Below are 24,430 nucleotides of genomic sequence, written 5' to 3'. Positions count from 1 at the left end.
CGGCGATAGTGCGCCGCTTCGGTGAGCGAAGCAAATACTGGATCGACGTCTCATATAGTGGGTAAGCGATGGCAACACTGGATGAAGTGGCGCGCCGCGCCGGCGTGACGGCCGCGACGGTGTCGAACGTGCTGCGCGACCGCGGCCGGGTGGGCGACGCGACGCGCGCGCGGGTGCTCGAAGCGGTCGACGCGCTCGGCTATCGGCCGCATCTCGCCGCGCGGGCGCTGGCGGAAGGGCGCGCGCCGACGGTCGCGCTGATGGTATCGAGCATCGCGAACCCGTTCTATCCGGAGTTCGCGCTGGCGGTCGAGCGCGCGGTGCGCCGCAACGGGCAGTTCCTGATCGTCTGCAACACGAACGAAGATCCGTTGCAGGGGCGAGCGTATCTCGACCAGATCGCCGGCACGGTCTCCGAAGGAATTCTCGTGACCAACGCGAACCTGCATCTGCCGGATCTGCTCGACGTCGCGCGGCGCGGTGTGCCGGTCGTGCTGTGCCTGTGGGAGCGGCCCGAGGCGCCGCCCGACGGGCTGCCATGCGTGGCGATCGATTTCCGCGAGGCGGGGCGGATCGCGACGCGGCATCTGCTCGAACTCGGCCATCGCGAGATCGGCGTGATCGTCGGCGGGTCGGCAAACGGCGTGCAGGCCGCGCGCTACGACGGCTGCGTCGACGTGATGCGCGAAGCCGGGCTGGACGCGTCGCGCGTCGGCGCCGGGCACGATTCGATCGAGGGCGGCGTGCGCGCGGCCGGGCAGTTGCTCGATGCGCATCCCGAGCTGACCGCGCTCGTCGCGACCAACGACCTGCCGGCGATCGGCGCGATGCACGCGGCGGCCGATCGCGGCCGGCGCGTGCCCGACGATCTGTCGATCGTCGGCATCACCGACATCCATCTCGCCCGCGACACGCGGCCCACGCTGACGACCGTCGCGATCCCGACCGCCGAGGCGGCCGGTATCGCGGTCGAATTGCTCAATACGCTGCGCGAGGCGGGCGGGCGGGGTGACGACGCATCGCGCGTGCGGGTCGCGTCACCGCCGACGCTGGCGGTGCGCGGTACGACGGGGCCGGTGCACGGCCGCGCACCGCACCGTGCCGGGCGGTCGCGCCGCACGTAAGGCCGCGAACCGGCCAGGTGGCGGCGCGAGGTTCGTTGGTAGAATTCGCATCCGTGGACAGCCGCCGGCAGCGACCCAGCCAGCCGGCGGCTACGCCAGACCGCCGACCCGCGCCCGCTTCGGCGCTCGATCCAATACGTGAATGAAGAAAACCGTCAAGACAGGTACGGCATCGGCTTCCGGCACGGCGCGCGCACGCCGGCCCACGCAGGCGGAGCGCAGCCAGGCGACGCGTGAGCGCGTCATTGCCGCCGCGATATCGCTGCTGCACAGGGAAGGCTATTCTGGCGCGACGACGCTCGCGATCCGGCGCGAGGCCGACGTCAGCATGGGCGCCATGCAGCACCAGTTTCCGACCAAGGCGGAATTGATGGCCGCGGTGCAGGAACGGCTCACCGGCGATCGCTTCGCGCAGTTCGAACGCGCGGCGCGCAGCGCCACGACGCCGCTCGAGCGGATCGACCGGATGCTCGATGTCGCGGGCGTGCTCATCGGCACGCCGCTATTCGCCGCCAGCATGGAGATCCAGTTGGCGCGGCGCGCCGACAAGGAGCTCGACGAGGCGGTGACGCGTATCCTCAGGCCGTTCGGCGAGGGGTTTCGCGCATTGATGGACGATGCCGTCGCGGGTTTCGATCGTGCGATTGCGCTCAAGATCACGCAATTGCAGTTACTGGCCGGATCGATGATCCGCGGGTTGACCATCGATGTCGTGACGGGCAGTGACCCTGCCGTGGCGCGGGCCGCATTCGCGCTCTGGCGTGAAATCGCGCTGCGGCACATCACGGACATGGCGCAATCTACTGCGCCGGCGCCCACGAAAACCGGCAAGCGCCGCGCTTCACGCTGATATCCCGCTGACGATGTGGGCCGCGCGCATCGTCGCGCCGGCCTCAACCACCTTCGACGAGCCGCAGCACGGTGCGTCGCGCCGAATCGAGATGCGCGACGGTCATCGCGCGTGCCGCCCGCGCATTGCGTTCGCGACATGCCTGCAGAATCTCTTCGTGATCGACCTGGAACGACGGCGTATCCGCGAGCAGCGTGGCCTGCAGGCGCTCGTAACGTTCGACCTGGCTGCGCAGCTCCGCGATCGACTTCAACTGCCGCGCGTTGCCGCAGCACGCATACAGCAACGCGTGGAATTCGCGGTTCAGCTCGCCTTGCCGGCGCGGCGCCGTCGCATCGCCGAGCAGCCTATGCACGAGTTCGGCGCGCGCGAGCGTCTCGTCGTCGAGCCGCTTCACGCTGCGGTAGATCGCATCGCCTTCGAGCAGCACGCGCAAATCGTAGATTTCCTGCACGTCGGACGCGCTCAGCATCCGCACGACCGCGCCGCGATTCCTGAAGATATCGAGCAAGCCTTCGCGTTCGAGCCGCTGGATCGCTTCGCGCATCGGAATTCGGCTGATGCCGAACCGTTCGGCCAGGTCGCGCTCGACGAGCCGCTCGCCGGCCGCCAGCTCGCCGTTGATGATCATGTCGCGCAGCGACGCGGCGACCGCGTCAGCGGTGGAGTCGAGTTTGGCTTCCATGCCTGCGTGTTCCGTTATTTTGGAATAATGGTATACCAAACGACGATCCGGTGCCAGAATGGCGATCACCGGCGGGCTTCACGTAACGGCGTCCGGCCCGTTCGGACCGGTCAAGACAACCGACATCAATGGAGAGCGAGATGGCATCGGGTGAACATCACTATCGCGTCGCAGTGGAGTGGACGGGCAATCGCGGCACCGGCACGTCGGGGTATCGCGAGTACGGCCGCGATCACGTGATCCGCGCCGGTTCGAAGCCGGATATCCCCGGTTCGTCGGACCCGGCGTTCCGCGGCGACGCGGCGCGCTGGAACCCCGAAGACCTGCTGCTCGCGTCGGCGTCGGCATGCCACAAGCTCTGGTATCTGCATCTGTGCGCGGAGGCCGGCATCCGCGTACTGGCCTACGTCGACCACGCGGAAGGCATGATGGTCGACGGCGCCGGAGCGGGCCGCTTCACCGAGATCGTGCTGCGGCCGCAGGTGACGATCCGGGCCGGCGACGATCGCGAACGGGCCGCGCATCTGCATCACGATGCGCATGCGCAGTGCTACATCGCGAATTCGGTCAACTTCCCGATTCGCTGCGAACCGGTGGTCGAGTTTGCCGCGGAGTAGGCAACCGCAGCTGCACAGTCACGGCGCGACGCCGTAAACCTCCCGCGCCGCGGCCCGAATCGCATCGACCATCACCGCGACGGCCGGCGAATGCAGCCGGTCGGTGCGCGTGATGAGCCCGAAATCGTCCATCCGGCAATCCATCTCCAGCGGCAGCACCGTGACGATGCCGTGCCGCGCGTAGTAGTGCGCGACGTCCTCGGCGAGCACCGCGATCATGTCGCTCTGCTCGATCAATTGCGTGATGAACAGCAGCGCGGCCGTCTCGACGACGTTCGCCGGCGGCGCGAGGCTCGCGCGCTGGAACACGAGCTCGAAGCGGTGACGCAGCACGCTGCCGGCCGGCGGCACGACCCACGCGGCGCGCTGCACGTCTGCGAGCGACAGCGGCGCCTGCGCGAGCAGCGGGTGGCCGGGCCGCACGACGGCGGCCACCGACTCGCCGGTCAGCGGTTCGTAGCGCAGGCGCAGCTTGTCGTGTTCGGCGGACAGCCGGCCGAGCACGATGTCGATCTTTTCCTGAGCGAGGTGTTCGAGCAGCACGTTGCTGGTGTCGATCTCGACCGACACGTGCAGGCCCGCATGCGTGCCCTTCACCGCGGCGACGGCCGGCGGCACGAGCCGCAGGCCCGGCGACGTGATCGCCCCCACGGCGACGTGGCCGAGATGCCCGGCCTTTAGCGCGGCCAGCTCCTCGCGCGCCTGGTCGAGGCTGCCGAGCGCCGCGCGCGCGTGGCGGATCAGCGCGTCGCCGTACAGCGTCGGCCGCATCCCGCGCGGCAGGCGCTCGAACAGCACCGCGCCGATCGATTCCTCGAGTTCGCGCAGCAGCTTCGACGCGGCCGGCTGCGTCATGTTCAGCGCGGCCGCCGCGCGGTGAATGCTGCCTTCGTCGGCGAGCGCGACGAGCAGCAGCAACTGGCGCGTCTTCAGGCGGGCGCGGTTTCCCCACGGGCTGGCTTCGGTCATCGTACGGGTTTATATCGATATCTGAATCGATATCGTAATCGCCTAAATCGTCATTAGCCAGTTATCAAAATTCTGCCTAGACTGCGCCGGTATCCCGTCACCACAGGACTGACGATGTCGGCAACAAAACCCAGGCTGCGCTCCGCTCAATGGTTCGGCACGAACGACAAGAACGGCTTCATGTACCGAAGCTGGATGAAGAACCAGGGCATTCCCGATCACGAATTCGACGGCCGGCCGATCATCGGCATCTGCAACACGTGGTCCGAACTGACGCCGTGCAACGCGCACTTTCGCAAGCTCGCCGAGCACGTGAAGCGCGGAATCTCGGAAGCGGGCGGCTTCCCGGTCGAGTTCCCGGTGTTCTCGAACGGTGAATCGAACCTGCGCCCGTCCGCGATGCTCACGCGCAATCTTGCGTCGATGGACGTCGAGGAAGCGATCCGCGGCAACCCGATCGACGCGGTCGTGCTGCTCGCCGGCTGCGACAAGACGACGCCCGCGCTGCTGATGGGCGCGGCAAGCTGCGACGTGCCGGCGATCGTCGTGTCGGGCGGCCCGATGCTGAACGGCAAGCTCGAGGGCAAGAACATCGGTTCGGGCACGGCCGTGTGGCAGCTGCACGAAGCGCTGAAGGCCGGCGAGATCGACGTGCATCACTTCCTGTCGGCCGAAGCCGGGATGTCGCGCTCGGCCGGCACCTGCAACACGATGGGCACCGCGTCGACGATGGCGTGCATGGCCGAGGCGCTCGGCGTCGCGCTGCCGCACAACGCGGCGATTCCGGCCGTCGATTCGCGCCGCTACGTGCTCGCGCACATGTCGGGTATCCGGATCGTCGAGATGGCGCTCGAAGGGCTCGTGCTGTCGAAGATCCTGACGCGCGCGGCGTTCGAGAACGCGATCCGCGCGAACGCGGCGATCGGCGGTTCGACCAATGCGGTGATTCACCTGAAGGCGATTGCCGGCCGCATCGGCGTGCCGCTCGAACTGGAAGACTGGATGCGCATCGGCCGCGACACGCCGACGATCGTCGACCTGATGCCGTCGGGGCGCTTCCTGATGGAAGAGTTCTATTACGCGGGCGGCCTGCCGGCCGTGCTGCGCCGGCTCGGCGAAGGCGGGCTGCTGCCGCACCCGGACGCGCTGACCGTGAACGGCAAGTCGCTGTGGGACAACGTGCGCGAAGCGCCGAACTACGACGATGAAGTGATCCGTCCGCTTGACCGCCCGCTGATCGCGGACGGCGGGATCTGCATCCTGCGCGGCAATCTCGCGCCGCGCGGGGCGGTGCTGAAACCGTCGGCGGCGAGCCCCGAACTGCTGAAGCATCGCGGCCGCGCGGTGGTGTTCGAGAACCTCGACCACTACAAGGCGACGATCAACGACGAAGCGCTCGACATCGACGCGAGCTCGGTGATGGTGCTGAAGAATTGCGGGCCGCGCGGTTATCCGGGCATGGCCGAGGTCGGCAACATGGGGCTGCCGCCGAAGCTGCTGCGCCAGGGCGTGAAGGACATGGTGCGGATTTCCGATGCGCGGATGAGCGGCACCGCGTACGGCACGGTCGTGCTGCACGTCGCGCCGGAAGCCGCGGCCGGTGGGCCGCTTGCTGCCGTGCGCAACGGCGACTGGATCGAACTCGACTGCGAGGCCGGCACGCTGCATCTGGACATTACGGACGAGGAGCTGCAGCGCCGCCTGTCGGACGTCGATCCGACCGCGGCGCCGGGCGTGGCCGGGCAGCTCGGCAAGGGCGGTTACGCACGGCTGTATATCGATCACGTGCTGCAGGCCGACGAGGGGTGCGACCTCGACTTCCTGGTCGGCATGCGCGGCGCGGACGTGCCGAGCCATTCGCATTGAGTGGCGGGCGGTGACCGCCGGTTGTGCAGAGATACGGCCCGCGTAAGCGCTAAAGCGCTAACGTGGGCCGACCGCGATGCATGGGGCCCACGTAAGCGCTGAAGCGCTAACGTGGGCCGACCGCGAAGCATGGGGCCCACGTAAGCGCTAAAGCGCTAACGTGGGCCGACAGGAGACAAGATGACGACGCAGTACACGCCCGCTCAGGCCGCGGCGGAACAGTCCGATTCGCCGGCAGCCGTCGACGAACGGCAACTGACCCGCCTGCTCACGCGCAAGCTGGTGCCGTTCCTCGCGCTGATCTACGTGGTCGCGTACGTCGACCGTACCGTCGTCGGCTTCGCGAAGCTCCACATGAACGCGGCGATCGGCCTCGGCGACGCCGCGTACGGGCTCGGCGCCGGACTGTTCTTCATCGGCTACTTCCTGTGCGAGGTGCCGAGCAACCTCGCGCTCGGCCGCTTCGGCGCACGCGTGTGGTTCGCGCGCATCCTCGCGACGTGGGGCGTGATCACGATGGCGATGGCGCTCGTGCAGGGGCCGACCAGCTTCTACATGCTGCGCTTCCTGCTCGGCGCGGCCGAAGCCGGCCTCTATCCCGGCATCCTGTACTTCCTCACGCAATGGTTCCCGATGCGGGATCGCGCCCGCGTGATCGGCCTGCTCGTGCTCGCGCAGCCGCTCGCCGGTATCGTCACCGGGCCGCTCGCCGGATGGCTGCTGTCGACGCACGGGTGGTTCGGCCTGTCGGACTGGCAGACACTGTTCGTCGTCAGCGGCTTGCCGGCCGTGCTGCTCGCATGGCCGACGCTGCGGCTGTTGCCCGAATCGCCCGCGCATGCGCGCTGGCTGAACGACGACGAACGCCGCTGGATCGCGCGGCAGCTCGCCGCCGACCGCGACACGTATCGCCCCGATTCGCACGGCAATCCGCTCGCCGCGTTGCGCGACCGCCGCGTGCTGCTGCTCGCCGCGCTGTTCCTGCCGTTCCCGCTGTGCATCTACGGGCTGTCGCTGTGGCTGCCGACGATCATCCACGCGTTCGGCGCCGGCGATGCGACGACCGGCCTGCTGTCCGCCGTGCCCTACCTGTTCGCGGTGGTCGGCCTGCTCGTCGTGCCGCGCCATTCGGATCGCAAGCGCGAGCGCTACTGGCACATCGTCGTCGTGTCGGCGGCCGCCGCCGTGACGATGGCCGCGAGCGCGTGGGTGCGGCAGCCGGCGCTGCAATTCATGTTCATCTGCCTGACCGCGTTCTCGCTCTATTCGATCCAGGCCGTCGTGTGGGCGCTGCCCGGCGAATTCCTGGCCGGCACGAGCGCCGCGGTCGGCATCGCAGCGATCAATTCGCTCGCGAATCTCGGCGGCTACGTCGGGCCGTACGGGATCGGGCTGATCAAGGCATCGACCGGCAGCCTCGCGGCCGGCCTGTACTTTCTCGCGGCGACGCTGCTGTTCGCGGTGCTGATGACGTTCGTGGTCCGGGCCGCACTGCGCGCGCCCGAGCCGGCCGCGGGCGCATTCGCCCGCGAATCCTGAACGCCTTGTTTTCCGGCTGAACGCCGATTCGACTGACGCAGGACCCACCATGACATCGAGCAGCACACCGCGCTATCGCGGCATCTTCCCCGTCGTTCCGACGACGTTTTCCGACACCGGCGAGCTCGACCTCGCGAGCCAGAAGCGCGCGGTCGACTTCATGATCGACGCCGGATCGGACGGGCTGTGCATCCTCGCGAACTTCTCCGAGCAGTTCGCGATCACCGACGACGAACGCGACGTGCTCACGTGCACGATCCTCGAACACGTCGCCGGCCGCGTGCCGGTGATCGTCACGACGTCGCACTACAGCACGCAGGTTTGCGCGGCGCGCAGCCTGCGCGCGCAGCAGCTCGGCGCGGCGATGGTGATGGCGATGCCGCCGTATCACGGCGCGACGTTTCGCGTGCCGGAAGCGCAGATCTTCGATTTCTTCGCGCGCGTGTCCGATGCGATCGACATCCCGATCATGATCCAGGACGCGCCGGCGAGCGGCACGCCGCTGTCCGCGCCGTTCCTCGCGCGGATGGCCCGCGAGATCGAGCAGGTCGCGTACTTCAAGATCGAGACGCCGGGTGCGGCGAACAAGCTGCGCGAGCTGATCCGGCTCGGCGGCGACGCGATCGAGGGGCCGTGGGACGGCGAGGAGGCGATCACGCTGCTCGCCGACCTCCATGCGGGCGCGACCGGCGCGATGACGGGCGGCGGCTTCCCGGACGGTATCCGGCCGATCCTCGAAGCATGGCGCGACGGGCGCCACGACGATGCGTTCGCGCATTACCAGACGTGGCTGCCGCTGATCAATCACGAGAACCGCCAATCCGGGATCCTCACCGCGAAGGCGCTGATGCGCGAAGGCGGCGTGATCGCGTGCGAGCGGCCGCGGCATCCGATGCCGGAACTGCACCCGGACACGCGCGCGGAATTGCTCGCGATCGCGCGCCGGCTCGATCCGCTCGTGCTGCGCTGGGCGCGCTGAGCGATTCGCGAAGGAGAGACGCACGATGAGCCATCCAATTTCGCTGGGTGTCGTCGGGATCGGCAAGATCGCCCGCGACCAGCATTTGCCGGCGATCGCCGCCGAACCGGGCTTCGCGCTGACTGCCTGCGCGAGCCGTCACGCAGAAGTCAACGGCGTGCGCAATTATCCGGATCTGAACGCGCTGCTGGCCGCCGAGCCCGAGCTCGACGCGGTGTCGCTGTGCGCGCCGCCGCAGGTGCGCTACGCGCAGGCGCGCGCGGCGCTCGAAGCCGGCAAGCACGTGATGCTCGAGAAGCCGCCGGGCGCGACGCTCGGCGAAGTGGCGGCGCTGGACGCGCTGGCCCGCGAGCGTGGCCTCACGCTGTTTGCGACCTGGCATTCGCGCTGCGCGAGCGCGGTCGAGCCGGCGCGTGCATGGCTCGCGCAACGCACGATCCGCGCGGTGCAGGTGCGCTGGAAGGAAGACGTGCGGCGCTGGCATCCGGGGCAGCAGTGGATCTGGGAGCCGGGCGGCCTCGGCGTGTTCGATCCGGGCATCAACGCGCTGTCGATCGTCACGCGGATCCTGCCGCGCGAGCTGGTGCTGCGCGAGGCGACGCTGATCGTACCGAGCGACGCGCAGATGCCGATCGCGGCCGAACTCGATTGCGCGGATACCGACGGCGTACCGGTGCGCGCGGAATTCGACTGGCGGCATGGCCCGGTCGAGCAATGGGAGATCGCGGTCGACACGGCCGACGGCGTGCTCGCGATCAGCCGCGGCGGCGCGCAATTGTCGATCGCGGGCGAGCCGGTCGAGATCGGGCCGGAGCGCGAATACCCGGCGCTGTATGCGCATTTCCACGCGTTGATCGCGCGTGGAGAAAGCGACGTCGACGTGCGGCCGCTGCGGCTCGTCGCCGATGCCTTCCTGTTCGGCCGGCGCGTGCAGACCGACGCGTTCGGCCGCTGAACCTGCGTGCGCTTCGCCATGAAGCATGAAGCGCACGCGACGATTGATTGATATTTCGACACGCATCACGGCATCAGCCGATACCAAGGAGACACCATGAACCGCACGACTCACACGATCCGTCGACACACCCTGCGCGCGCTGCTGGCCGCGCTTTGCATCGCGCCGCTCGGGATGACGGGCGCCGCGCATGCCGATGCGCCGCTGAAGATCGGCTTCCTCGTGAAGATGCCGGAGCAGGCGTGGTTCATCAACGAGCAGAATGCGGCATCCGCGCTCGGCCAGAAGGAGAACTTCTCGGTCGTGAAGATCGGCACGCCCGACGGCGAGAAGGTGCTGGCCGCGATCGACAACCTCGGCTCGCAAGGCGCGCAGGGCTTCGTGATTTGCGCGCCGGACGTGCGCCTCGGGCCGGCGATCGCGTCGCGCGCGAAGCGCTACAACATGAAGTTCGTGACCGTCGACGACCAGCTCGTCGATTCGAGCGGCAAGCCGCTGCCGAACGTGCCGCACCTCGGGATGTCGGCGACCAAGATCGGCAACCAGGTCGGCCAGGCGATCGCCGACGAGATGAAGCGGCGCGGCTGGAAGCCGGAAGAAGTCGGCGCGCTGCGGATCACGAACTACGAGCTGCCGACCGCGAAGCTGCGCACCGACGGCGCGACGCAGGCGCTGCTCGCGAACGGCTTCCGCAAGGAGAACATCTTCGACGCGCCGCAGAAGACGACCGACGACGAAGGCGGCTTCAGCGCGGCGGCGCCCGTGCTCGCCCGCCATCCGAACGTGAAGAAATGGGTGGTCTACGCGCTGAACGAGGAAACCGTGCTCGGCGCGGTGCGCGCGACCGAACAGCTGCACATCCCGGCGGCCGACGTGATCGGCGTCGGCATCAACGGCGCGGGCGAGGCGTTCGCCGAGTTCCAGAAGAAGGAGCCGACCGGCTTCTACGGGACGATCGCGGTCAGCTCGACGAACCACGGCAAGGACAGCACGCAGAACCTCGTCGACTGGATCCGCAACGGCAAGACGCCGCCGGCCGACACGCAGACGAGCGGCAAGCTGATGACGCGCGCGAACTGGCAGGCCGTGCGCGCCGAACTCGGTATCTGAGCGGGGCGAGGCGAGAACGCGATGACGATGCAGACGATGACGGCCGTGTCCGGCCACGACGCCGAAGCGGGTACGCCGCCGGACGGCCCGCTGCTCGCGCTCGACGGCATCACCGTGACGTTTCCGGGCGTGCGTGCGCTCGACGCGGTGTCGCTGTCGGTGCGCGCGGGCGAAGTGCACGGGCTGATGGGCGAGAACGGCGCGGGGAAATCGACGCTGCTGAAGGTGCTGTCCGGCGTGAACCAACCGCAGGCCGGCACGCTGACGCTGAACGGCACGGCGCAGCGCTTCGCGTCGACGCGCGCGGCACTCGAGGCCGGCATCGCGATCATCTACCAGGAGCTGCATCTGGTGCCTGAGCTGACGGTCGCGGAAAACCTGATGCTCGGGCAATTGCCGAGCCGGCTCGGCGTGGTCGACGAACGTGCGCTCGCCGCGCGCGCGCTCGATGCGCTGGAGCGGCTCGGCGAGCACATCGATCCGGGCATCCCGGTGAAGTATTTGTCGATCGGCCAGCGCCAGATGATCGAGATCGGCAAGGCGCTGATGCGCGATGCGCGCGTGATCGCGTTCGACGAACCGACGAGCTCGCTGTCCGCACGCGAAACCACGCAACTGTTCCGGATCATCCGCGCGCTGCGCGCGGAAGGCCGCGCGATCATCTACGTCACGCACCGGATGGAGGAAGTGTACGAACTGTGCGACAGCGTGACGGTGTTTCGCGACGGCCGCCGCATCGACACGTTCGATTCCGTCGCCGATCTCGACCGCGACCGGCTGATCGGCTGCATGGTCGGCCGCTCGATCGAGGACGTGTACGGCTACCGGCCGCGCCCGGCCGGCGACGTGCTGATTGAAGCGAAGGGGCTGGCGGGGCCGGGGCTGGCCGAGTCCGTGTCGTTCACCGCGCGGCGCGGCGAGATCGTCGGCTTCTTCGGGCTCGTCGGCGCGGGCCGCTCGGAGTTGATGAAGCTGCTGTACGGCGCGGTACGGCCGACCGCCGGCCACGTCGAGCTGAACGGCAAGCGGGTGGCGTTCGGCAGCCCGCGCGACGCGGTGCGTGCCGGCATCGCGCTGTGCCCGGAAGACCGCAAGCAGGAAGGCATCGTCGCGATCGCGTCGGTGGCCGACAACCTCAACATCAGCGCGCGCCGTCATTTCAGCCCGGCGCGCGTGCTGCTCGACGGGCGGCGCGAACGCGAGCTCGCGCAGAAATACATCGAGCGCCTCGCGATCAAGACCCGCGACGGCGAAACGCCGATCGGCGCGCTGTCGGGCGGCAACCAGCAGAAGGTCGTGCTCGCGCGCTGGCTGGCCGAGCGCATCGACGTGTTCCTGATGGACGAGCCGACGCGCGGCATCGACGTCGGCGCGCGCGCCGAAATCTACAACCTGTTCTACGAACTCGCGGAAGCGGGCCGCACGGTGATCCTCGTGTCGAGCGATCTGGCCGAGGTGATCGGCGTGTCGGACCGCATCGTCGTGATGAAGGAAGGACGGATCGCGGGCGAGGTCGCGAAGGCGCAGGCGACGCCCGATGCGCTGATCAAGCTCGCGCTGCCGCGCTAGCGGCCCGCAGTCAAACTGGAAAGCAAACGTTATGAGCCAGGCAATGCAACCCCAACGTACTTCCCCCTCCCCGGATACGCCCGCCGTGCCCGCGCGCGCGCGCGGCGGCGTGTGGCAGTTGATCAACCGCTCCGGCATCGTGATGGTGTTTCTGGTGCTGTTCGCGACGCTGTCGCTGACCGTGCCGGACTTCCTCACGCCGCGCAACATCCAGGGCCTGCTGCTATCGGTCACGCTGATCGGTTCGATCTCGGTGACGATGATGTTCGTGCTCGCGCTCGGCGAAGTCGACCTGTCGGTCGCGTCGATCGTCGCGTTCTCGGGTGTGGTCGCATCGACGCTGATTACCGCGACGCACAGCATCGTGCTCGGCGTCGCGGCCGGCGTGCTCGCCGGCGGCGCGGTGGGGCTCGTGAACGGCGTGCTGATTGCGCGCTACCGGATCAACTCGCTGATCGTCACGCTCGCGATGATGGAAGTCGTGCGCGGGCTCGCATTCATCACGTCGAACGGCGACGCGGTGATGATCTCGGAAGAGCGCTTCTTCGATCTCGGCGGCGGGTCGTTCCTCGGCATCTCGTTTCCGATCTGGAGCAACATCGTCGGCTTCGTCGTGTTCGGCTTTTTGCTGCGCAAGACGGTGTTCGGCAAGAACGTGCTGGCCGTCGGCGGCAACGGCGAGGCCGCGCTGCTCGCGGGGCTGCCGGTGATGCGCATCAAGATCGCCGTGTTCGTGCTGCAGGGGCTCGTGACCGGCTTCGCCGGCGTGATGCTCGCGTCGCGGATGAGCCTCGGCGACCCGAAGACGTCGGTCGGTCTCGAGCTCGGCGTGATTTCCGCGTGCGTGCTCGGCGGCGTGTCGCTGACGGGCGGCGTCGCGACGATCTCCGGCGTGCTGGTCGGCGTGCTGATCATGGGCTCCGTGCAGGACGCGATGAGCCTGCTGAACGTGCCGACCTTTTACCAATATCTGATACGCGGCGGAATTCTGTTGCTCGCGGTGCTGTTCGACCAGTATCGTCGCAACCAGCGGCGCGCGATGAAGATCTGATTTCGACCACGCGCGGCCGCCTGCAAATACGACGAATATCGGGAGACGGCATGCAACAGACTCATCCGGGCACGGCGGCGACGCTGCTGGCCGACAGCCGCAACACGCTCGGCGAAGGCGCGACGTGGTGCGACAGGACGCACGCGCTGTACTGGGTGGACATCGAAGGCGCGCAACTGTGGCGCTGCCGCGCGGACGGTTCGGACCTCGCGCAATGGGCGATGCCCGAGCGGCTCGCGTGCTTTGCGCTGACCGACGAGCCGGACGTGCTGCTCGTCGGGCTCGCTACGCATCTCGCGTTCCTTGATCTGCGTAGCGGTGCGTTCACGCGGATCGTCGACGTCGAACCCGAGCTGCCGACGCGGCTGAACGACGGGCGCTGCGACGGTTCCGGCGCGTTCGTGTTCGGGATGAAGGACGAAGGCAGCGAGCCGCCGAAAGCGGTCGGCGGGTTCTACCGGCTCAATGCCGATCTGACGCTCGAACGGCTTGCGTTGCCTGCGGCCGCGATCGCGAACAGCATCGGGTTCTCGCCAGATGGGTCGAAGATGTATTTCTGCGATTCGCTGGTGCGCGAGATTTTTGTGTGCGATTACCGGGCGGGTGGCGATGTCGCGAACGTGAGGCCGTTCGCGCGGCTGACCGATGCCGATGGTGATCCGGACGGCTCGATCGTCGATCGCGACGGCGGGCTGTGGAATGCGCAGTGGGGTGGGCGGCGGGTAGTGCGTTATGGGCCCGATGGCGTCGAGACGGACCGCGTGGCGGTGCCGACCGCGCAGCCGAGCTGCGTTGCGATTGACGGTGACGGCCGGTTGTATGTGACGAGTGCACGTGTTGGCCTGAGCGATGATGCGCTGGCCGGCGATGCGCACGCCGGCGGTGTGTTCGTCGCGCAGACGCGGCATGCGGGGCTGGCGACTGCGCGGTTTGCGGGGACACATACTGGATGAATGGCGGGTGTGGACGGCAGGTTCTATCGGCCAGCGGGCAAAACGAAAGCCCCCGACTTGTGAAGGCTCGGGGGCTTTTTTTCTTTCACACTCAATCACGACAATTAAAATAAAGGTAGTCGGGCGCGAATCCAATCCCACTTGGTAGGCGGAATCGCAAGCAACTGCATCACATCCCTGCTCGAGCTATCGTAATATACGATTCCGCCGACGCCATCTACCAGTTCTCGCTCAGTTGCCGAATTTGCGTAGTATGAAAAATAGCGTTGAGCGCGCAATTCTCCGGTCCCGTCAAAAAGCTGAAATCTCACTTCATGCCCATTCCGGATGTTGGCGCCACACAACTTCGCGTAATATTCCACGCCTCCAAATTCTTTCTTCCCCCCATTCAGTTCTTTTTCGAAACAATCACACTGACCATAGTTTGGCCTGGCCATGTGAATGGAGAAGCCAGTCAGAAAAAACACAAGAATGACTAGCCCAGTGATTCTTGGGAGGCTGGTCTGCATATTTCTTCCTGTATTAACCATTGTTGGTTCCAGTATCGCAGTCACTATTCTTTTACCCCATCACGAAGTGACGAACCATTTTCAAGATGAGAATCGATTGTTTTCGGTAATTTAATGGATGTGCGGACCGGTAATTTCGTACTTATACGAGGCAACTGAGAACATGGAGGGACGTTAAGCGTGATGTCGCGACTATGCGTCCGTCCCCCCACCTGCTGGTAAGATGGCCCGCAATTCCACCCAGCCCGCGCCATGAGTTCCACCCCGACCAAGCCCGCCCGTTCGAAACCCGCCGCAAAGAACGTCGCCCGCACGCCGGCCGACAAGCCGAAGCCGCGCGTGCAACAACGCCTGACCTATGTGATCGGCGGCCTCGACCGGCTGCTGCGCCGCCACATGACCGACGCGCTCGCGCCGCTCGGCATCACGCTCGCGCAGTACACGGCGCTGTCGGTGCTCGAGGCGCGCGGCGCATCGTCGAACGCGCAGTTGGCCGAGCGCTCGTGGATCACACCGCAGTCGGCGAACGAGGTGATGAGCGTGATGGCCGCCCGCGGTTTCGTCACGCGCGAAGCCGACCCGTCGCACGGCCGCATCATCCTGCTGACGCTGACCGATGCGGGCGCGGCGATGCTGCGCGAATGCGAAGCCGTGCTGCGCCCGCTCGAAAAGCGCATGCTCGGCGACATCCCGGCCGACGACGCCGCGCACGTGCAGCGTGCGCTCGAACTGTTCTCGCGCAACCTGCGCGGCTGACCGCTTCCCCGGTTTTCACGACGCGGGCCTGCCAGGCCCGCGCTCGCTTCGTACGCGCCATCGGCGGCCTCCCGACCGCTCCCCGATTTCCCGTCGCTTTCCCCGCGTTCCGCTCCGGGTTTACACCGGCGCTCGTGCCGCTTGCAATATCAGGTAGCCTGATATTAAATGAAGTCGTCCGCAGCAGGGATGCTGCGCACCGAATCGCACTGGAAACGAACGACAGGAACAGACATGAGCAAGTATGACAACCGCTGGCAGACCGTTGAAGTGAAAGTGGAGGCCGGCATCGCGTGGGTGACGTTGAATCGCCCCGAGAAGCGCAACGCAATGAGCCCGACGCTGAACAGGGAGATGCTGGAAGTCCTCGACGCGGTCGAGTTCGACGACGAGGCGAAGGTGCTGGTGCTGACCGGCGCGGGCGCCGCGTGGACGGCCGGCATGGATCTGAAGGAATATTTCCGCGAGATCGACGGCGGTTCCGACGCGCTGCAGGAAAAAGTGCGCCGCGACGCGTCGGAATGGCAGTGGCGCCGTCTGCGGATGTACAACAAGCCGACGATCGCGATGGTGAACGGCTGGTGCTTCGGCGGCGGGTTCTCGCCGCTCGTCGCGTGCGACCTCGCGATCGCGGCCGATGAAGCGGTGTTCGGGCTGTCGGAGATCAACTGGGGCATCCCGCCGGGCAACCTCGTCAGCAAGGCGATGGCCGACACGGTCGGGCATCGCCGCGCGCTGCACTACATCATGACCGGCGACACGTTCACGGGCGCGGAAGCGGCCGAGATGGGTCTCGTGAACAGCAGCGTGCCGCTCGCCGGGCTGCGCGACGCGACGATCGCGCTCGCCGCGCGGCTGATGGACAAGAACCCGGTCGTGCTGCGCGCGGCGAAACACGGCTTCAAGCGTTCGCGCGAACTCACGTGGGAGCAGTGCGAGGATTACCTGTATGCGAAGCTCGACCAGGCGCAACTGCGCGACCCGGAGCGTGGTCGCGAGCAGGGGCTGAAGCAGTTCCTCGACGACAAGACGATCAAGCCGGGCCTGCAGGCATACAAGCGCTGAGACAAGCGCGGACGCAGCCGCCGGCTTCCCCGCCGGCGTAATCGCAAGAGACAGGCAAGGCAGGAGACGACATGACCGACAGACGGATGCTGATCGGCGGCGAGTGGTGCAACGCCCGCGACGGCCGCACCTTCGACCGCTTCAACCCCGCGACGGGCGCGCTCGCATCGCGCGCGCCGGCGGCCGGCGTGGCCGACGCCGACGCGGCGATCGACGCCGCGCATCGCGCGTTCCCCGCGTGGGCGGCACTCGCGCCGACCGAACGGCGCCGCCGGCTGCTGAAGGCGGCCGACCTGATGGACGCGCGCATCGACGAGATCATCGCGACCGGCGTCGCCGAAACCGGCGCGACGCCCGGCTGGCTCGGCTTCAACGCGACGCTCGCGGCGAACATGCTGCGCGAGGCCGCGTCGATGACGACGCAGATCGCCGGCGACGTGATCCCGTCCGACGTACCGGGCAACCTCGCGCTCGCGATGCGCGTGCCGTGCGGCGTGGTGCTCGGCATCGCGCCGTGGAACGCGCCGGTGATCCTCGGCACGCGGGCGCTGGCGATGCCGCTCGCCTGCGGCAACACGGTCGTGCTGAAGGCGTCCGAGGCGTGCCCGGGCGTGCACGCGCTGATCGGCGCGGTGCTGGACGAAGCGGGGCTCGGCGCGGGCGTGGTCAACGTGATCACGCACGCGGCGGCCGATGCGCCTGAGCTCGTCGAGCGGATGATCGCGCATCCGCAGGTGAAGCGGATCAACTTCACCGGGTCGACGCACGTCGGCCGCATCATCGCGCGCCACGCGGCCGCGCACCTGAAACCCGTGCTGCTCGAACTCGGCGGCAAGGCGCCGGTGCTCGTGCTCGACGATGCCGATCTCGATGCGGCCGTCGACGCGATCGCGTTCGGCGCATTCTTCAACCAGGGGCAGATCTGCATGTCGACCGAGCGCGTGATCGCCGCACGGCCGATCGCCGACGCGCTCGTCGAGCGGCTCGCCGCGAAGGCGCGCACGCTGGTCGCGGGCGATCCGCTGGCCGGCCATCCGCTCGGCACGATGGTCGATGCGTCGGCTGCCGCGCGCGCGGCGTCGCTGGTCGAGGATGCGCGTGCGCTTGGCGCGCAACTGCCGCTCGGCTGCCGTGTGGAAGGCGCGACGATGCAGCCGGCGATCGTCGACGGCGTGACGCGCGACATGCGGCTCTATCGCGAGGAGTCCTTTGCACCGGTCGTCGCGATCCTGCGTGCGGACAGCGACGACGAAGCGGTGGCGCTCGCGAACGACAGCGAATTCGGGCTGTCGGCGAGCGTGTTCAGCCGCGATATCGCACGTGCGATGGCGGTCGCGCGCCGGATCGAATCGGGGATCTGCCACGTCAACGGGCCGACCGTGCACGACGAAGCGCAGATGCCGTTCGGCGGCACGAAGGCGAGCGGCTACGGCCGCTTCGGCAGCCGCGCGTCGATCGCCGAATTCACCGAGCTGCGCTGGATCACCGTGCAGACCGCGCCGCGCCACTACCCGATATGAGCGAGCCGACGATGAATGCAGAGAAGGCGCCGCTTCAGGTCGGCCAACACGCCGACGCCGACGCCGTGCGCTACCGCGCGGCCGCCGTCGCGGTCGGCGCGGCCGAGATTCGCCGCGCCGACGACGGTACCTGGTACCTGCGCTCGCGCGAGCCGCTCGGCGATTACCCGACGCGCATCACCGACTGCCTCGTGCGCGGCGCGCACGCGCATCCCGACCGCGTGCTGGCCGCGCGGCGTGGCGCCGATGGCCGCTGGATCGAGATCACGTACGCGCAGATGCTCGAACGCGCGCGCGTGCTCGGCCAGGGTCTCGTCGATCTCGGGCTGTCGGCCGAGCGTCCGCTCGCGGTGCTGTCCGGCAACGATCTCGAGCATTTGCAGATGATGTTCGCGGCGATGCTGGCCGGCGTGCCGTATTCGCCGATCTCGCCCGCGTATTCGCTGGTGTCGACCGACTACGGCAAGTTGCGTCACACGCTCGGCGTGCTGCGGCCGGGCGCGGTGTTCGTCGCCGAACGTGCGCCGTTCGCGCGTGCGCTCGATGCGACGTTGCCGGCCGATGCAACGCTGATCGTGGCCCGCGACGCCGATGCGCAAACCGATGTCGCGAGCCGCACAGTGCCGCTGTCGCGCCTGCTCGCCACCGTTCCGCGCACGATCGACGCGATCCACGCGGCGGTCGGCCCCGACCATCTCGCGAAGATCCTGTTCACGTCCGGTTCGACGAAGCAGCCGAAGGCGGTGCCGACCACGCACCGGATGCTGTGCAGCAACCAGCAGATGCTGCGGCAGACGATGCCGGAACTCACGCGCGAGCCGCCGGTGCTGGTCGACTGGCTGCCGTGGAATCACACGTTCGGCGGCAGTCACAACCTCGGCATCGCGCTGTACAACGGCGGCACGCTGTATATCGACGACGGCCGCCCGATGCCCGGCCGCTTCGACGAAACCGTGCGCAACCTGCGCGAGATCGCGCCGACGATCTACTTCAACGTGCCGAAGGGCTGGGAAGAGCTGACCGCCGCGCTCGAACGCGATGCCGAGCTGCGCGACACGTTCTTCTCGCGCGTGAAGCTGTATTTCTTCGGCGGCGCGGGGCTGTCGCAGGCCGCATGGGACCGGCTCGACCGCGTGACCGAAGCGCATTGCGGCGAGCGCATCCGGATCATGGCCGGCCTCGGGATGACGGAGGCGTCGCCTTCGTGCCTGTTCACGACGGGACCGCTGATGCGCGCCGGCTATATCGGGCTGCCCGCGCCCGGCTGCGACGCGAAGCTCGTGCCGTGCGGCGGCAAGCACGAACTGCGCTTCAAGGGGCCGAACGTGATGCGCGGCTACTGGCATGCGGACGTCGATCCGCGCGACGTGTTCGACGAAGAAGGCTACTACCGCAGCGGCGACGCGGGCGTCTTTGCCGATCCGCAGCGACCGGAACTCGGGCTGCTGTTCGACGGGCGGCTCACCGAGGACTTCAAGCTGAGCAGCGGCACGTTCGTCAGCGTCGGGCCGTTGCGCGCGAATGCAGTGTCGACCGGCGCGCCGTACGTGCAGGACGTGGTCGTCACCGGGATCAATCGCGACGACATCGGCTTGCTGGTGTTCCCGCGCGTCGATGCCTGCCGTGCGCTGGCAGGGCTCCCGGCCGATGCGCCCGTGACCGACGTGCTGCGCGCGCCGGCCGTGCGCGCAGCATTCGCGGCGTGGCTCGCCGCGCTGAACCGCAACGCGAGCGGCGGGTCGACGTTCGTCGCGCGGATCCGGCTGATCGACACGCCGCCGTCGCTCGATCTCGGCGAAGTGACCGACAAGGGTTCGCTGAACCAGGCGGCCGTGCAGAAGCATCGCGCGGCGACGATCGACGCGCTGTACGACCCGGCGCGACGCGATCCCGACGTGATTTACGCGTAAGCAGCACGCACGGGCAGTTGCAGCGGTAAGCAGCACGCACAACGACCGGCCGGCCACGACACCGGCAGGCATTTTTTCGGCCAGTGAATCAGGTTGCCTGATAAAGGCGGCCGTTCATACGACACCTCGCGCGCCGAATCGCCACTGGCCGGCGGCGGCGCGCGGCGGCCGTTGCAGGGCCGACCGACTACAAAGACATGGGAATGGAGACATGAACACTTACGTTGCCGAAAAATCCACGGTCGCGACCACGCTCGCGCTGTGTTTCGCGATCGCTCTCCTCGAAGGGCTCGACCTGCAGTCGGTCGGTGTCGCCGCGCCGCGCATGGCGCGCGAATTCGGGCTGTCCGTGTCGCAGATGGGCATCGCGTTCAGCGCGGGCACCTTCGGGCTGCTGCCGGGCGCGATGCTCGGCGGGCGGCTCGCCGACCGGATCGGCCGCAAGCGTGTGCTGATCGCATCGGTCGTGCTGTTCGGGCTGCTGTCGATCGCGACGGCGCAGGTATCGACGTTCGCGATGCTCGTCGTCGTGCGCGTGCTGACCGGCATCGGCCTCGGCGGCGCGATGCCGAACCTGATCGCGCTGTCGTCCGAAGCGGTCGAGCCGCGCTCGCGCAGCAGCGCGGTCGCGACGATGTACTGCGGGATCCCGTTCGGCGGCGTGATCGCGTCGGTGATCGGCGTGCTGCTCGCGGGCGACACCGAATGGCGGCACATTTTCTACGTCGGCGGCGTGGGCCCGCTGCTGCTCGTGCCGCTGCTCGTGTGGTGCCTGCCGGAATCGCGCGCGTATCTCGACGTCGCGGGCACGCAGGCATCACGCACGAGCGTCGGGAAGACGCTGTTCGGCGACGGCCGCACGACGTCGACGGTCGCGCTGTGGGTCAGCTACTTCTGCACGCTGATCGTCCTCTACTTCCTGCTGAACTGGCTGCCGTCGCTGATGGCTTCGCGCGGGCTCGATCGCGCACACGTCGGCCTCGTGCAGATCGCGTTCAACGTCGGCGCGGGGCTCGGCGCGCTCGGCATCGGCGCGGCGCTCGACCGGATGCGCGCGTCGCGCGTGGTCGGCGGCATGTATGTCGGGATCGTGCTGTCGCTCGCCGCGCTCGCGGCCGCGCCCGGTTTCGCGTCGCTCGCGGCGGCCGCGTTCGCGGCGGGGATGTTCGTCGTCGGCGGGCAGTCGGTGCTGTATGCGCTCGCGGCGATCTACTACCCGACCGCGATGCGCGGCACCGGCGTCGGCGCGGCGGTGGCCGTCGGCCGGCTCGGCTCCGTCGTCGGGCCGCTCGCGGCCGCGACGCTGCTGGCCGCGGGCCGCAGCGCGCCGGTCGTGATCGGCGCGAGCATCCCCGTCACGCTCGTCGCGGCCTTCGCTGCATTCGTGCTGATTCGTCGCCCGCAAGCCGACGACTGACGTTTCGTTTTTTTCAAGGCGCGCCGTCAGAGCGCGCAATTCAACACGGTCTGGAGACGCAACGAAATGAAGACGAAGACAAGGAACGGCCTGCTGGCCGCCGGCGCGTGCTGCGCGCTTGCCGCGCCGGGCGCGCACGCGCAGTCGAGCGTGACGCTGTACGGGATCATCGACACGGGCGTCGAGTTCGTGTCGCACGCGAACGCGGCCGGCGACCACGTCGTGCGGATGCCGGGCGTGACGGGCGAGCTGCCGTCGCGCTGGGGGCTGCGCGGCACCGAGGATCTCGGCGGCGGCTACCAGGCGGTGTTCACGCTCGAAAGCGGCTTCAACGTACGCGGCGGCGATCTCGGCCAGGGCGGCCGGCTGTTCGGGCGCCAGGCCTTCGTCGGGCTGAAGAGCGGCTTCGGTACGCTCGCGTTCGGCCGTCAGTACACGATGACCTATCTCGCGCTGCAGGGCGCGGACATCATCGGCCCCGACATCTACGGGCTCGGCTCGTTCGACGCGTACGTGCCGAACGGCCGCGCCGACAACGCGGTGACCTACGTCGGCGCGTATCGCGGCGTGACGTTCGGCGCCGCGTATTCGTTCGGCCGCGACGGCGCGGGCACCGGCAACTCGCCGGGGCAGGGCACGTGCGCGGGGCAGGTGCCGGGCGACGCGGTGCAGTGCCGCAACTGGTCGGTGATGCTCAAGTACGACAGCGCGTACTTCGGTGCGGCGGCATCGTACGAGGAACAGCGCGGCGGCACCGGCGCGGCCGCCAACTTCTTCGACGGCGTGGCGCCCGTCCCGTTCACGAGCAGCGGCGGCAAGGATGCGCGTACGCACGTGAGCGCGTATGCGCAGGCGGCCGGCGCGAAGATCGGCGCGGGCTGGATCGGGCGGCGCGTGTCGACCGGTTCGCCGGCCGCGCCCGGCGCGCATTCGGACCTGTTCTTCGTCGGCGCGTCGTATGCGGTGAAGCCCGATTTCATCGTCGACGGCGAAGGCTACCGGATCGTCAACAGCGCGCACGACACGCGCGCGACGATGGCCACGCTGCGCGCGACTTATCTGCTGACCAAGCGCACGGCCGTCTATGCGCAATCGTCGTATCTGTGGAACAGCGCGCACGCGCGCTACTCGGTCAGCGGCGGCGGGCCCGGCACGACGCCCGGCGCAGGGATGGGGCAGCTCGGCGCGATGGTCGGCGTGCGGCACATGTTCTGATTCAGCGGCGTGACGAACCGAATGGGAGTTATCTTGAACAGGAAATCTGCATTCCTCTGTATTGCGCCGCTGTCCGCCGTCGCCCTGCTCGCCGGTTGCGGCGGCGACGATTCGATCAGCGCGCCGCCCACGCACCTGAGCGCCGCGACGCCGGCCGCGATGGCGCAGACCTGCGACGCGCTCGCCGCGAAGCTCGCGTATGCGAACACGTCGTTCACGTCGGTGACGACCGCGGCGGCCGGCGCGCTGACGGTGGCCGGCAAGCCGGTCGCCGAGCACTGCGTGATCGCCGGGAAAATGAACGAGCGCGTGAGCGCGGTGGACGGCAAGACCTATGCGATCGGCTTCGAGATGCGCTTGCCGAAAGCATGGAACGGCCGCTTCTTTTACCAGGCGAACGGCGGGCTCGACGGCAACGTCGTGACCGCGACCGGCGAGATCGGCGGCGGCGGGCCGCTGACCAACGCGCTGAACCAGGGTTTCGCGGTGATCAGCTCGGATTCCGGGCACAGCGCCGCGCAGAATCCGCTGTTCGGCCTCGATCCGCAGGCGCGGATCGACTACGGCTACGGCGCCGTCGACGCGCTGACGCCGATGGCGAAGCAGGTGATCCGGCTCGCGTACGGCAAGGCGCCCGATCGCAGCTATTTCGGCGGCTGCTCGAACGGCGGCCGTCACGCGATGGTCACGGCGGTGCGCAATCCGGCCGACTACGACGGCATCATCGCGGGCGATCCGGGCTTCCATCTGCCGAAGGCGGCGATCGGCGAGATGTACGGCGCGCAGCAGTTCGCGAAGATCGCATCGGCCACGGGAACGAACGGGTTGCCGGATATCCGCAGCGGTTTCAACGATGCGGAACGCCAGTTCGTCGGCGCGAAGATTCTCGAAAAATGCGACGCGCTCGACGGCGCGGCCGACGGGATGGTGCAGGACGTCGCCGCGTGCCAGGCGCACTTCAGCGTCGATGCCGATGTTCCCACCTGCGCGAATGGCACGCGCACCGGGTCGTGCCTGACGCCTGCGCAGAAAACCGCGCTGGAGAACGTGTTCGCCGGGGCGCGCAACAGCGCGGGCACGGCGCTGTACGCGAGCTTTCCGTACGATCCGGGCCTGTCGGGCCCTGGCTGGGCTGCATGGAAGCAGTCGAACTCGATCATGCTCGACCCGGCCGCGATGGCGTTCACGTTCATGACGCCGCCGAAAACCGCCGCGGTGCTCGCGAACCTCGCCGGCTTCGCGCTCGGCTTCGACATGGACCACGATGCGCCGGCAATCTTCGCGACGAACGGCACTTATACGCAATCGTCATGGTCGTTCATGACGCCGCCCGACGAGACGAACCTCGCCGCGCTGAAGTCGCGCGGCGCGAAGCTGCTCGTCTATCACGGCACGGGCGACCCGGTGTTCTCGTTCAACGACACGCGCGACTGGTACGCGCAGGTCGCGCAGGCGAACGGAGGCGATGCGTCGAGCTTCGCACGCTTCTATCCGGTGCCGGGGATGAACCACTGCTCCGGCGGGCCGGCCGCCGACCAGTTCGACATGCTGACGCCGCTCGTCGCGTGGGTCGAACAGGGGCAGGCGCCCGCGGCGGTCGTGGCTGCCGCGCGCGACACGGCGAACGCGGTGCCGAACGCGGACGTGCCCGCGTCGTGGGGCGCGGGGCGTACGCGGCCGCTGTGCCCGTATCCGCAGGTTGCGCGCTACAACGGTTCGGGCGACTTGAACTCGGCGGCGAGCTTCAGTTGTCGCTGACGTAGCCGTCGAT

General features: G+C 68.2%; 21 protein-coding genes. 18 read left to right on the top strand and 3 right to left on the bottom strand.

Annotated features, from left to right (window positions below; genetic code table 11):
- Positions 1-68: 68 nt before the first annotated feature.
- Positions 69-1,124, top strand: coding sequence for a LacI family DNA-binding transcriptional regulator (locus HWX76_RS21555; RefSeq protein ID WP_050013438.1), 1,056 nt, complete (start codon positions 69-71; stop codon positions 1,122-1,124).
- A gap of 142 nt (positions 1,125-1,266) precedes the next feature.
- Positions 1,267-1,974, top strand: a complete 708-nt coding sequence (locus HWX76_RS21550; protein WP_050013437.1) for a TetR/AcrR family transcriptional regulator — start codon at positions 1,267-1,269, stop codon at positions 1,972-1,974.
- A gap of 43 nt (positions 1,975-2,017) precedes the next feature.
- Here the strand turns inward: HWX76_RS21550 and HWX76_RS21545 are convergent, their stop codons facing one another.
- Positions 2,018-2,659, bottom strand: coding sequence for a GntR family transcriptional regulator (locus tag HWX76_RS21545; RefSeq protein ID WP_176016315.1), 642 nt, complete (start codon positions 2,657-2,659; stop codon positions 2,018-2,020).
- A gap of 140 nt (positions 2,660-2,799) precedes the next feature.
- Between HWX76_RS21545 and HWX76_RS21540 the strand changes: the two genes are divergently transcribed.
- Positions 2,800-3,276 carry an OsmC family protein gene (locus HWX76_RS21540; RefSeq protein ID WP_050013435.1) on the top strand — a complete coding sequence of 159 codons (477 nt, stop codon included), beginning with the start codon at positions 2,800-2,802 and terminating at the stop codon, positions 3,274-3,276.
- Positions 3,277-3,294: 18 nt separating this feature from the next.
- Here the strand turns inward: HWX76_RS21540 and HWX76_RS21535 are convergent, their stop codons facing one another.
- A complete protein-coding gene (locus HWX76_RS21535) occupies positions 3,295-4,245 on the bottom strand; it encodes a LysR substrate-binding domain-containing protein (RefSeq protein ID WP_050013434.1) in 951 nt (316 codons plus the stop codon).
- Between the two features lie 114 nt (positions 4,246-4,359).
- On the opposite strand from HWX76_RS21535, the gene HWX76_RS21530 reads away from it, so the two are divergent.
- The 8 genes from HWX76_RS21530 (at position 4,360) to HWX76_RS21495 (ending at position 14,267) form a co-directional block, all read left to right on the top strand.
- Entirely contained in the window at positions 4,360-6,111 is a 1,752-nt protein-coding gene (locus HWX76_RS21530; RefSeq protein ID WP_089489919.1) for an IlvD/Edd family dehydratase, read from the top strand.
- A gap of 180 nt (positions 6,112-6,291) precedes the next feature.
- Positions 6,292-7,650, top strand: a complete 1,359-nt coding sequence (locus tag HWX76_RS21525) for an MFS transporter (RefSeq protein ID WP_124639023.1) — start codon at positions 6,292-6,294, stop codon at positions 7,648-7,650.
- Positions 7,651-7,699: 49 nt separating this feature from the next.
- Positions 7,700-8,629 carry a dihydrodipicolinate synthase family protein gene (locus HWX76_RS21520; RefSeq protein ID WP_050013431.1) on the top strand — a complete coding sequence of 310 codons (930 nt, stop codon included), beginning with the start codon at positions 7,700-7,702 and terminating at the stop codon, positions 8,627-8,629.
- A 25-nt stretch (positions 8,630-8,654) separates the two neighbouring features.
- The gene (locus tag HWX76_RS21515; RefSeq protein ID WP_050013430.1) at positions 8,655-9,584 is read left to right on the top strand and encodes a Gfo/Idh/MocA family oxidoreductase; all 930 of its coding nucleotides are present in this window, start codon (positions 8,655-8,657) and stop codon (positions 9,582-9,584) included.
- A gap of 96 nt (positions 9,585-9,680) precedes the next feature.
- Positions 9,681-10,694 (top strand): arabinose ABC transporter substrate-binding protein, encoded by a 1,014-nt coding sequence (locus HWX76_RS21510; RefSeq protein WP_050013429.1) that lies wholly within the window; start codon positions 9,681-9,683, stop codon positions 10,692-10,694.
- Between the two features lie 21 nt (positions 10,695-10,715).
- The gene (gene araG, locus HWX76_RS21505; RefSeq protein WP_176016314.1) at positions 10,716-12,263 is read left to right on the top strand and encodes an L-arabinose ABC transporter ATP-binding protein AraG; all 1,548 of its coding nucleotides are present in this window, start codon (positions 10,716-10,718) and stop codon (positions 12,261-12,263) included.
- A 31-nt stretch (positions 12,264-12,294) separates the two neighbouring features.
- Positions 12,295-13,314 (top strand): L-arabinose ABC transporter permease AraH, encoded by a 1,020-nt coding sequence (gene araH, locus HWX76_RS21500; protein ID WP_050013427.1) that lies wholly within the window; start codon positions 12,295-12,297, stop codon positions 13,312-13,314.
- A 50-nt stretch (positions 13,315-13,364) separates the two neighbouring features.
- Complete coding sequence (locus tag HWX76_RS21495) at positions 13,365-14,267, top strand: SMP-30/gluconolactonase/LRE family protein (RefSeq protein ID WP_176016313.1); 903 nt, start codon at positions 13,365-13,367, stop codon at positions 14,265-14,267.
- A gap of 104 nt (positions 14,268-14,371) precedes the next feature.
- Here the strand turns inward: HWX76_RS21495 and HWX76_RS21490 are convergent, their stop codons facing one another.
- Positions 14,372-14,776 carry a hypothetical protein gene (locus HWX76_RS21490; RefSeq protein WP_176016312.1) on the bottom strand — a complete coding sequence of 135 codons (405 nt, stop codon included), beginning with the start codon at positions 14,774-14,776 and terminating at the stop codon, positions 14,372-14,374.
- A 252-nt stretch (positions 14,777-15,028) separates the two neighbouring features.
- Between HWX76_RS21490 and HWX76_RS21485 the strand changes: the two genes are divergently transcribed.
- From HWX76_RS21485 to HWX76_RS21455, 7 genes are all read left to right on the top strand, one after another.
- The gene (locus HWX76_RS21485; protein ID WP_050013425.1) at positions 15,029-15,532 is read left to right on the top strand and encodes a MarR family winged helix-turn-helix transcriptional regulator; all 504 of its coding nucleotides are present in this window, start codon (positions 15,029-15,031) and stop codon (positions 15,530-15,532) included.
- Between the two features lie 234 nt (positions 15,533-15,766).
- Positions 15,767-16,597 (top strand): p-hydroxycinnamoyl CoA hydratase/lyase, encoded by an 831-nt coding sequence (locus tag HWX76_RS21480; RefSeq protein WP_050013424.1) that lies wholly within the window; start codon positions 15,767-15,769, stop codon positions 16,595-16,597.
- A 71-nt stretch (positions 16,598-16,668) separates the two neighbouring features.
- Positions 16,669-18,117, top strand: coding sequence for an aldehyde dehydrogenase (locus tag HWX76_RS21475; protein WP_089489913.1), 1,449 nt, complete (start codon positions 16,669-16,671; stop codon positions 18,115-18,117).
- Positions 18,114-20,027 carry a feruloyl-CoA synthase gene (locus tag HWX76_RS21470; RefSeq protein WP_089489912.1) on the top strand — a complete coding sequence of 638 codons (1,914 nt, stop codon included), beginning with the start codon at positions 18,114-18,116 and terminating at the stop codon, positions 20,025-20,027. The genes HWX76_RS21475 and HWX76_RS21470 overlap by 4 nt, the downstream gene beginning before the upstream one ends.
- Positions 20,028-20,238: 211 nt before the next feature.
- A complete protein-coding gene (gene mhpT / locus HWX76_RS21465; protein WP_050013421.1) occupies positions 20,239-21,444 on the top strand; it encodes a 3-(3-hydroxy-phenyl)propionate transporter MhpT in 1,206 nt (401 codons plus the stop codon).
- Between the two features lie 66 nt (positions 21,445-21,510).
- A complete protein-coding gene (locus HWX76_RS21460) occupies positions 21,511-22,659 on the top strand; it encodes a porin (RefSeq protein WP_050013420.1) in 1,149 nt (382 codons plus the stop codon).
- Positions 22,660-22,692: 33 nt separating this feature from the next.
- Positions 22,693-24,417 (top strand): tannase/feruloyl esterase family alpha/beta hydrolase, encoded by a 1,725-nt coding sequence (locus tag HWX76_RS21455; RefSeq protein ID WP_176016311.1) that lies wholly within the window; start codon positions 22,693-22,695, stop codon positions 24,415-24,417.
- The last annotated feature ends 13 nt before the right edge of the window (positions 24,418-24,430 follow it).

The organism is Burkholderia sp. BCC0398 (genome assembly GCF_902833245.1).
In the GTDB taxonomy this organism is placed as follows: domain Bacteria; phylum Pseudomonadota; class Gammaproteobacteria; order Burkholderiales; family Burkholderiaceae; genus Burkholderia; species Burkholderia sola.
This window is presented reverse-complemented; position numbering and strand designations above follow the sequence as displayed.

Coding starts and splice junctions, on each gene's coding strand:
- HWX76_RS21490 (WP_176016312.1), bottom strand. CDS start 14,776: ATGCAGACCAGCCTCCCAAGAATCACTGGGCTAGTCATTCTTGTGTTT.
- HWX76_RS21540 (WP_050013435.1), top strand. CDS start 2,800: ATGGCATCGGGTGAACATCACTATCGCGTCGCAGTGGAGTGGACGGGC.
- HWX76_RS21495 (WP_176016313.1), top strand. CDS start 13,365: ATGCAACAGACTCATCCGGGCACGGCGGCGACGCTGCTGGCCGACAGC.
- HWX76_RS21555 (WP_050013438.1), top strand. CDS start 69: ATGGCAACACTGGATGAAGTGGCGCGCCGCGCCGGCGTGACGGCCGCG.
- HWX76_RS21535 (WP_050013434.1), bottom strand. CDS start 4,245: ATGACCGAAGCCAGCCCGTGGGGAAACCGCGCCCGCCTGAAGACGCGC.
- HWX76_RS21475 (WP_089489913.1), top strand. CDS start 16,669: ATGACCGACAGACGGATGCTGATCGGCGGCGAGTGGTGCAACGCCCGC.
- HWX76_RS21520 (WP_050013431.1), top strand. CDS start 7,700: ATGACATCGAGCAGCACACCGCGCTATCGCGGCATCTTCCCCGTCGTT.
- HWX76_RS21470 (WP_089489912.1), top strand. CDS start 18,114: ATGAGCGAGCCGACGATGAATGCAGAGAAGGCGCCGCTTCAGGTCGGC.
- mhpT (WP_050013421.1), top strand. CDS start 20,239: ATGAACACTTACGTTGCCGAAAAATCCACGGTCGCGACCACGCTCGCG.
- HWX76_RS21510 (WP_050013429.1), top strand. CDS start 9,681: ATGAACCGCACGACTCACACGATCCGTCGACACACCCTGCGCGCGCTG.
- HWX76_RS21480 (WP_050013424.1), top strand. CDS start 15,767: ATGAGCAAGTATGACAACCGCTGGCAGACCGTTGAAGTGAAAGTGGAG.
- HWX76_RS21515 (WP_050013430.1), top strand. CDS start 8,655: ATGAGCCATCCAATTTCGCTGGGTGTCGTCGGGATCGGCAAGATCGCC.
- HWX76_RS21485 (WP_050013425.1), top strand. CDS start 15,029: ATGAGTTCCACCCCGACCAAGCCCGCCCGTTCGAAACCCGCCGCAAAG.
- araG (WP_176016314.1), top strand. CDS start 10,716: ATGACGATGCAGACGATGACGGCCGTGTCCGGCCACGACGCCGAAGCG.
- HWX76_RS21545 (WP_176016315.1), bottom strand. CDS start 2,659: ATGGAAGCCAAACTCGACTCCACCGCTGACGCGGTCGCCGCGTCGCTG.
- HWX76_RS21530 (WP_089489919.1), top strand. CDS start 4,360: ATGTCGGCAACAAAACCCAGGCTGCGCTCCGCTCAATGGTTCGGCACG.
- araH (WP_050013427.1), top strand. CDS start 12,295: ATGAGCCAGGCAATGCAACCCCAACGTACTTCCCCCTCCCCGGATACG.
- HWX76_RS21550 (WP_050013437.1), top strand. CDS start 1,267: ATGAAGAAAACCGTCAAGACAGGTACGGCATCGGCTTCCGGCACGGCG.
- HWX76_RS21525 (WP_124639023.1), top strand. CDS start 6,292: ATGACGACGCAGTACACGCCCGCTCAGGCCGCGGCGGAACAGTCCGAT.
- HWX76_RS21460 (WP_050013420.1), top strand. CDS start 21,511: ATGAAGACGAAGACAAGGAACGGCCTGCTGGCCGCCGGCGCGTGCTGC.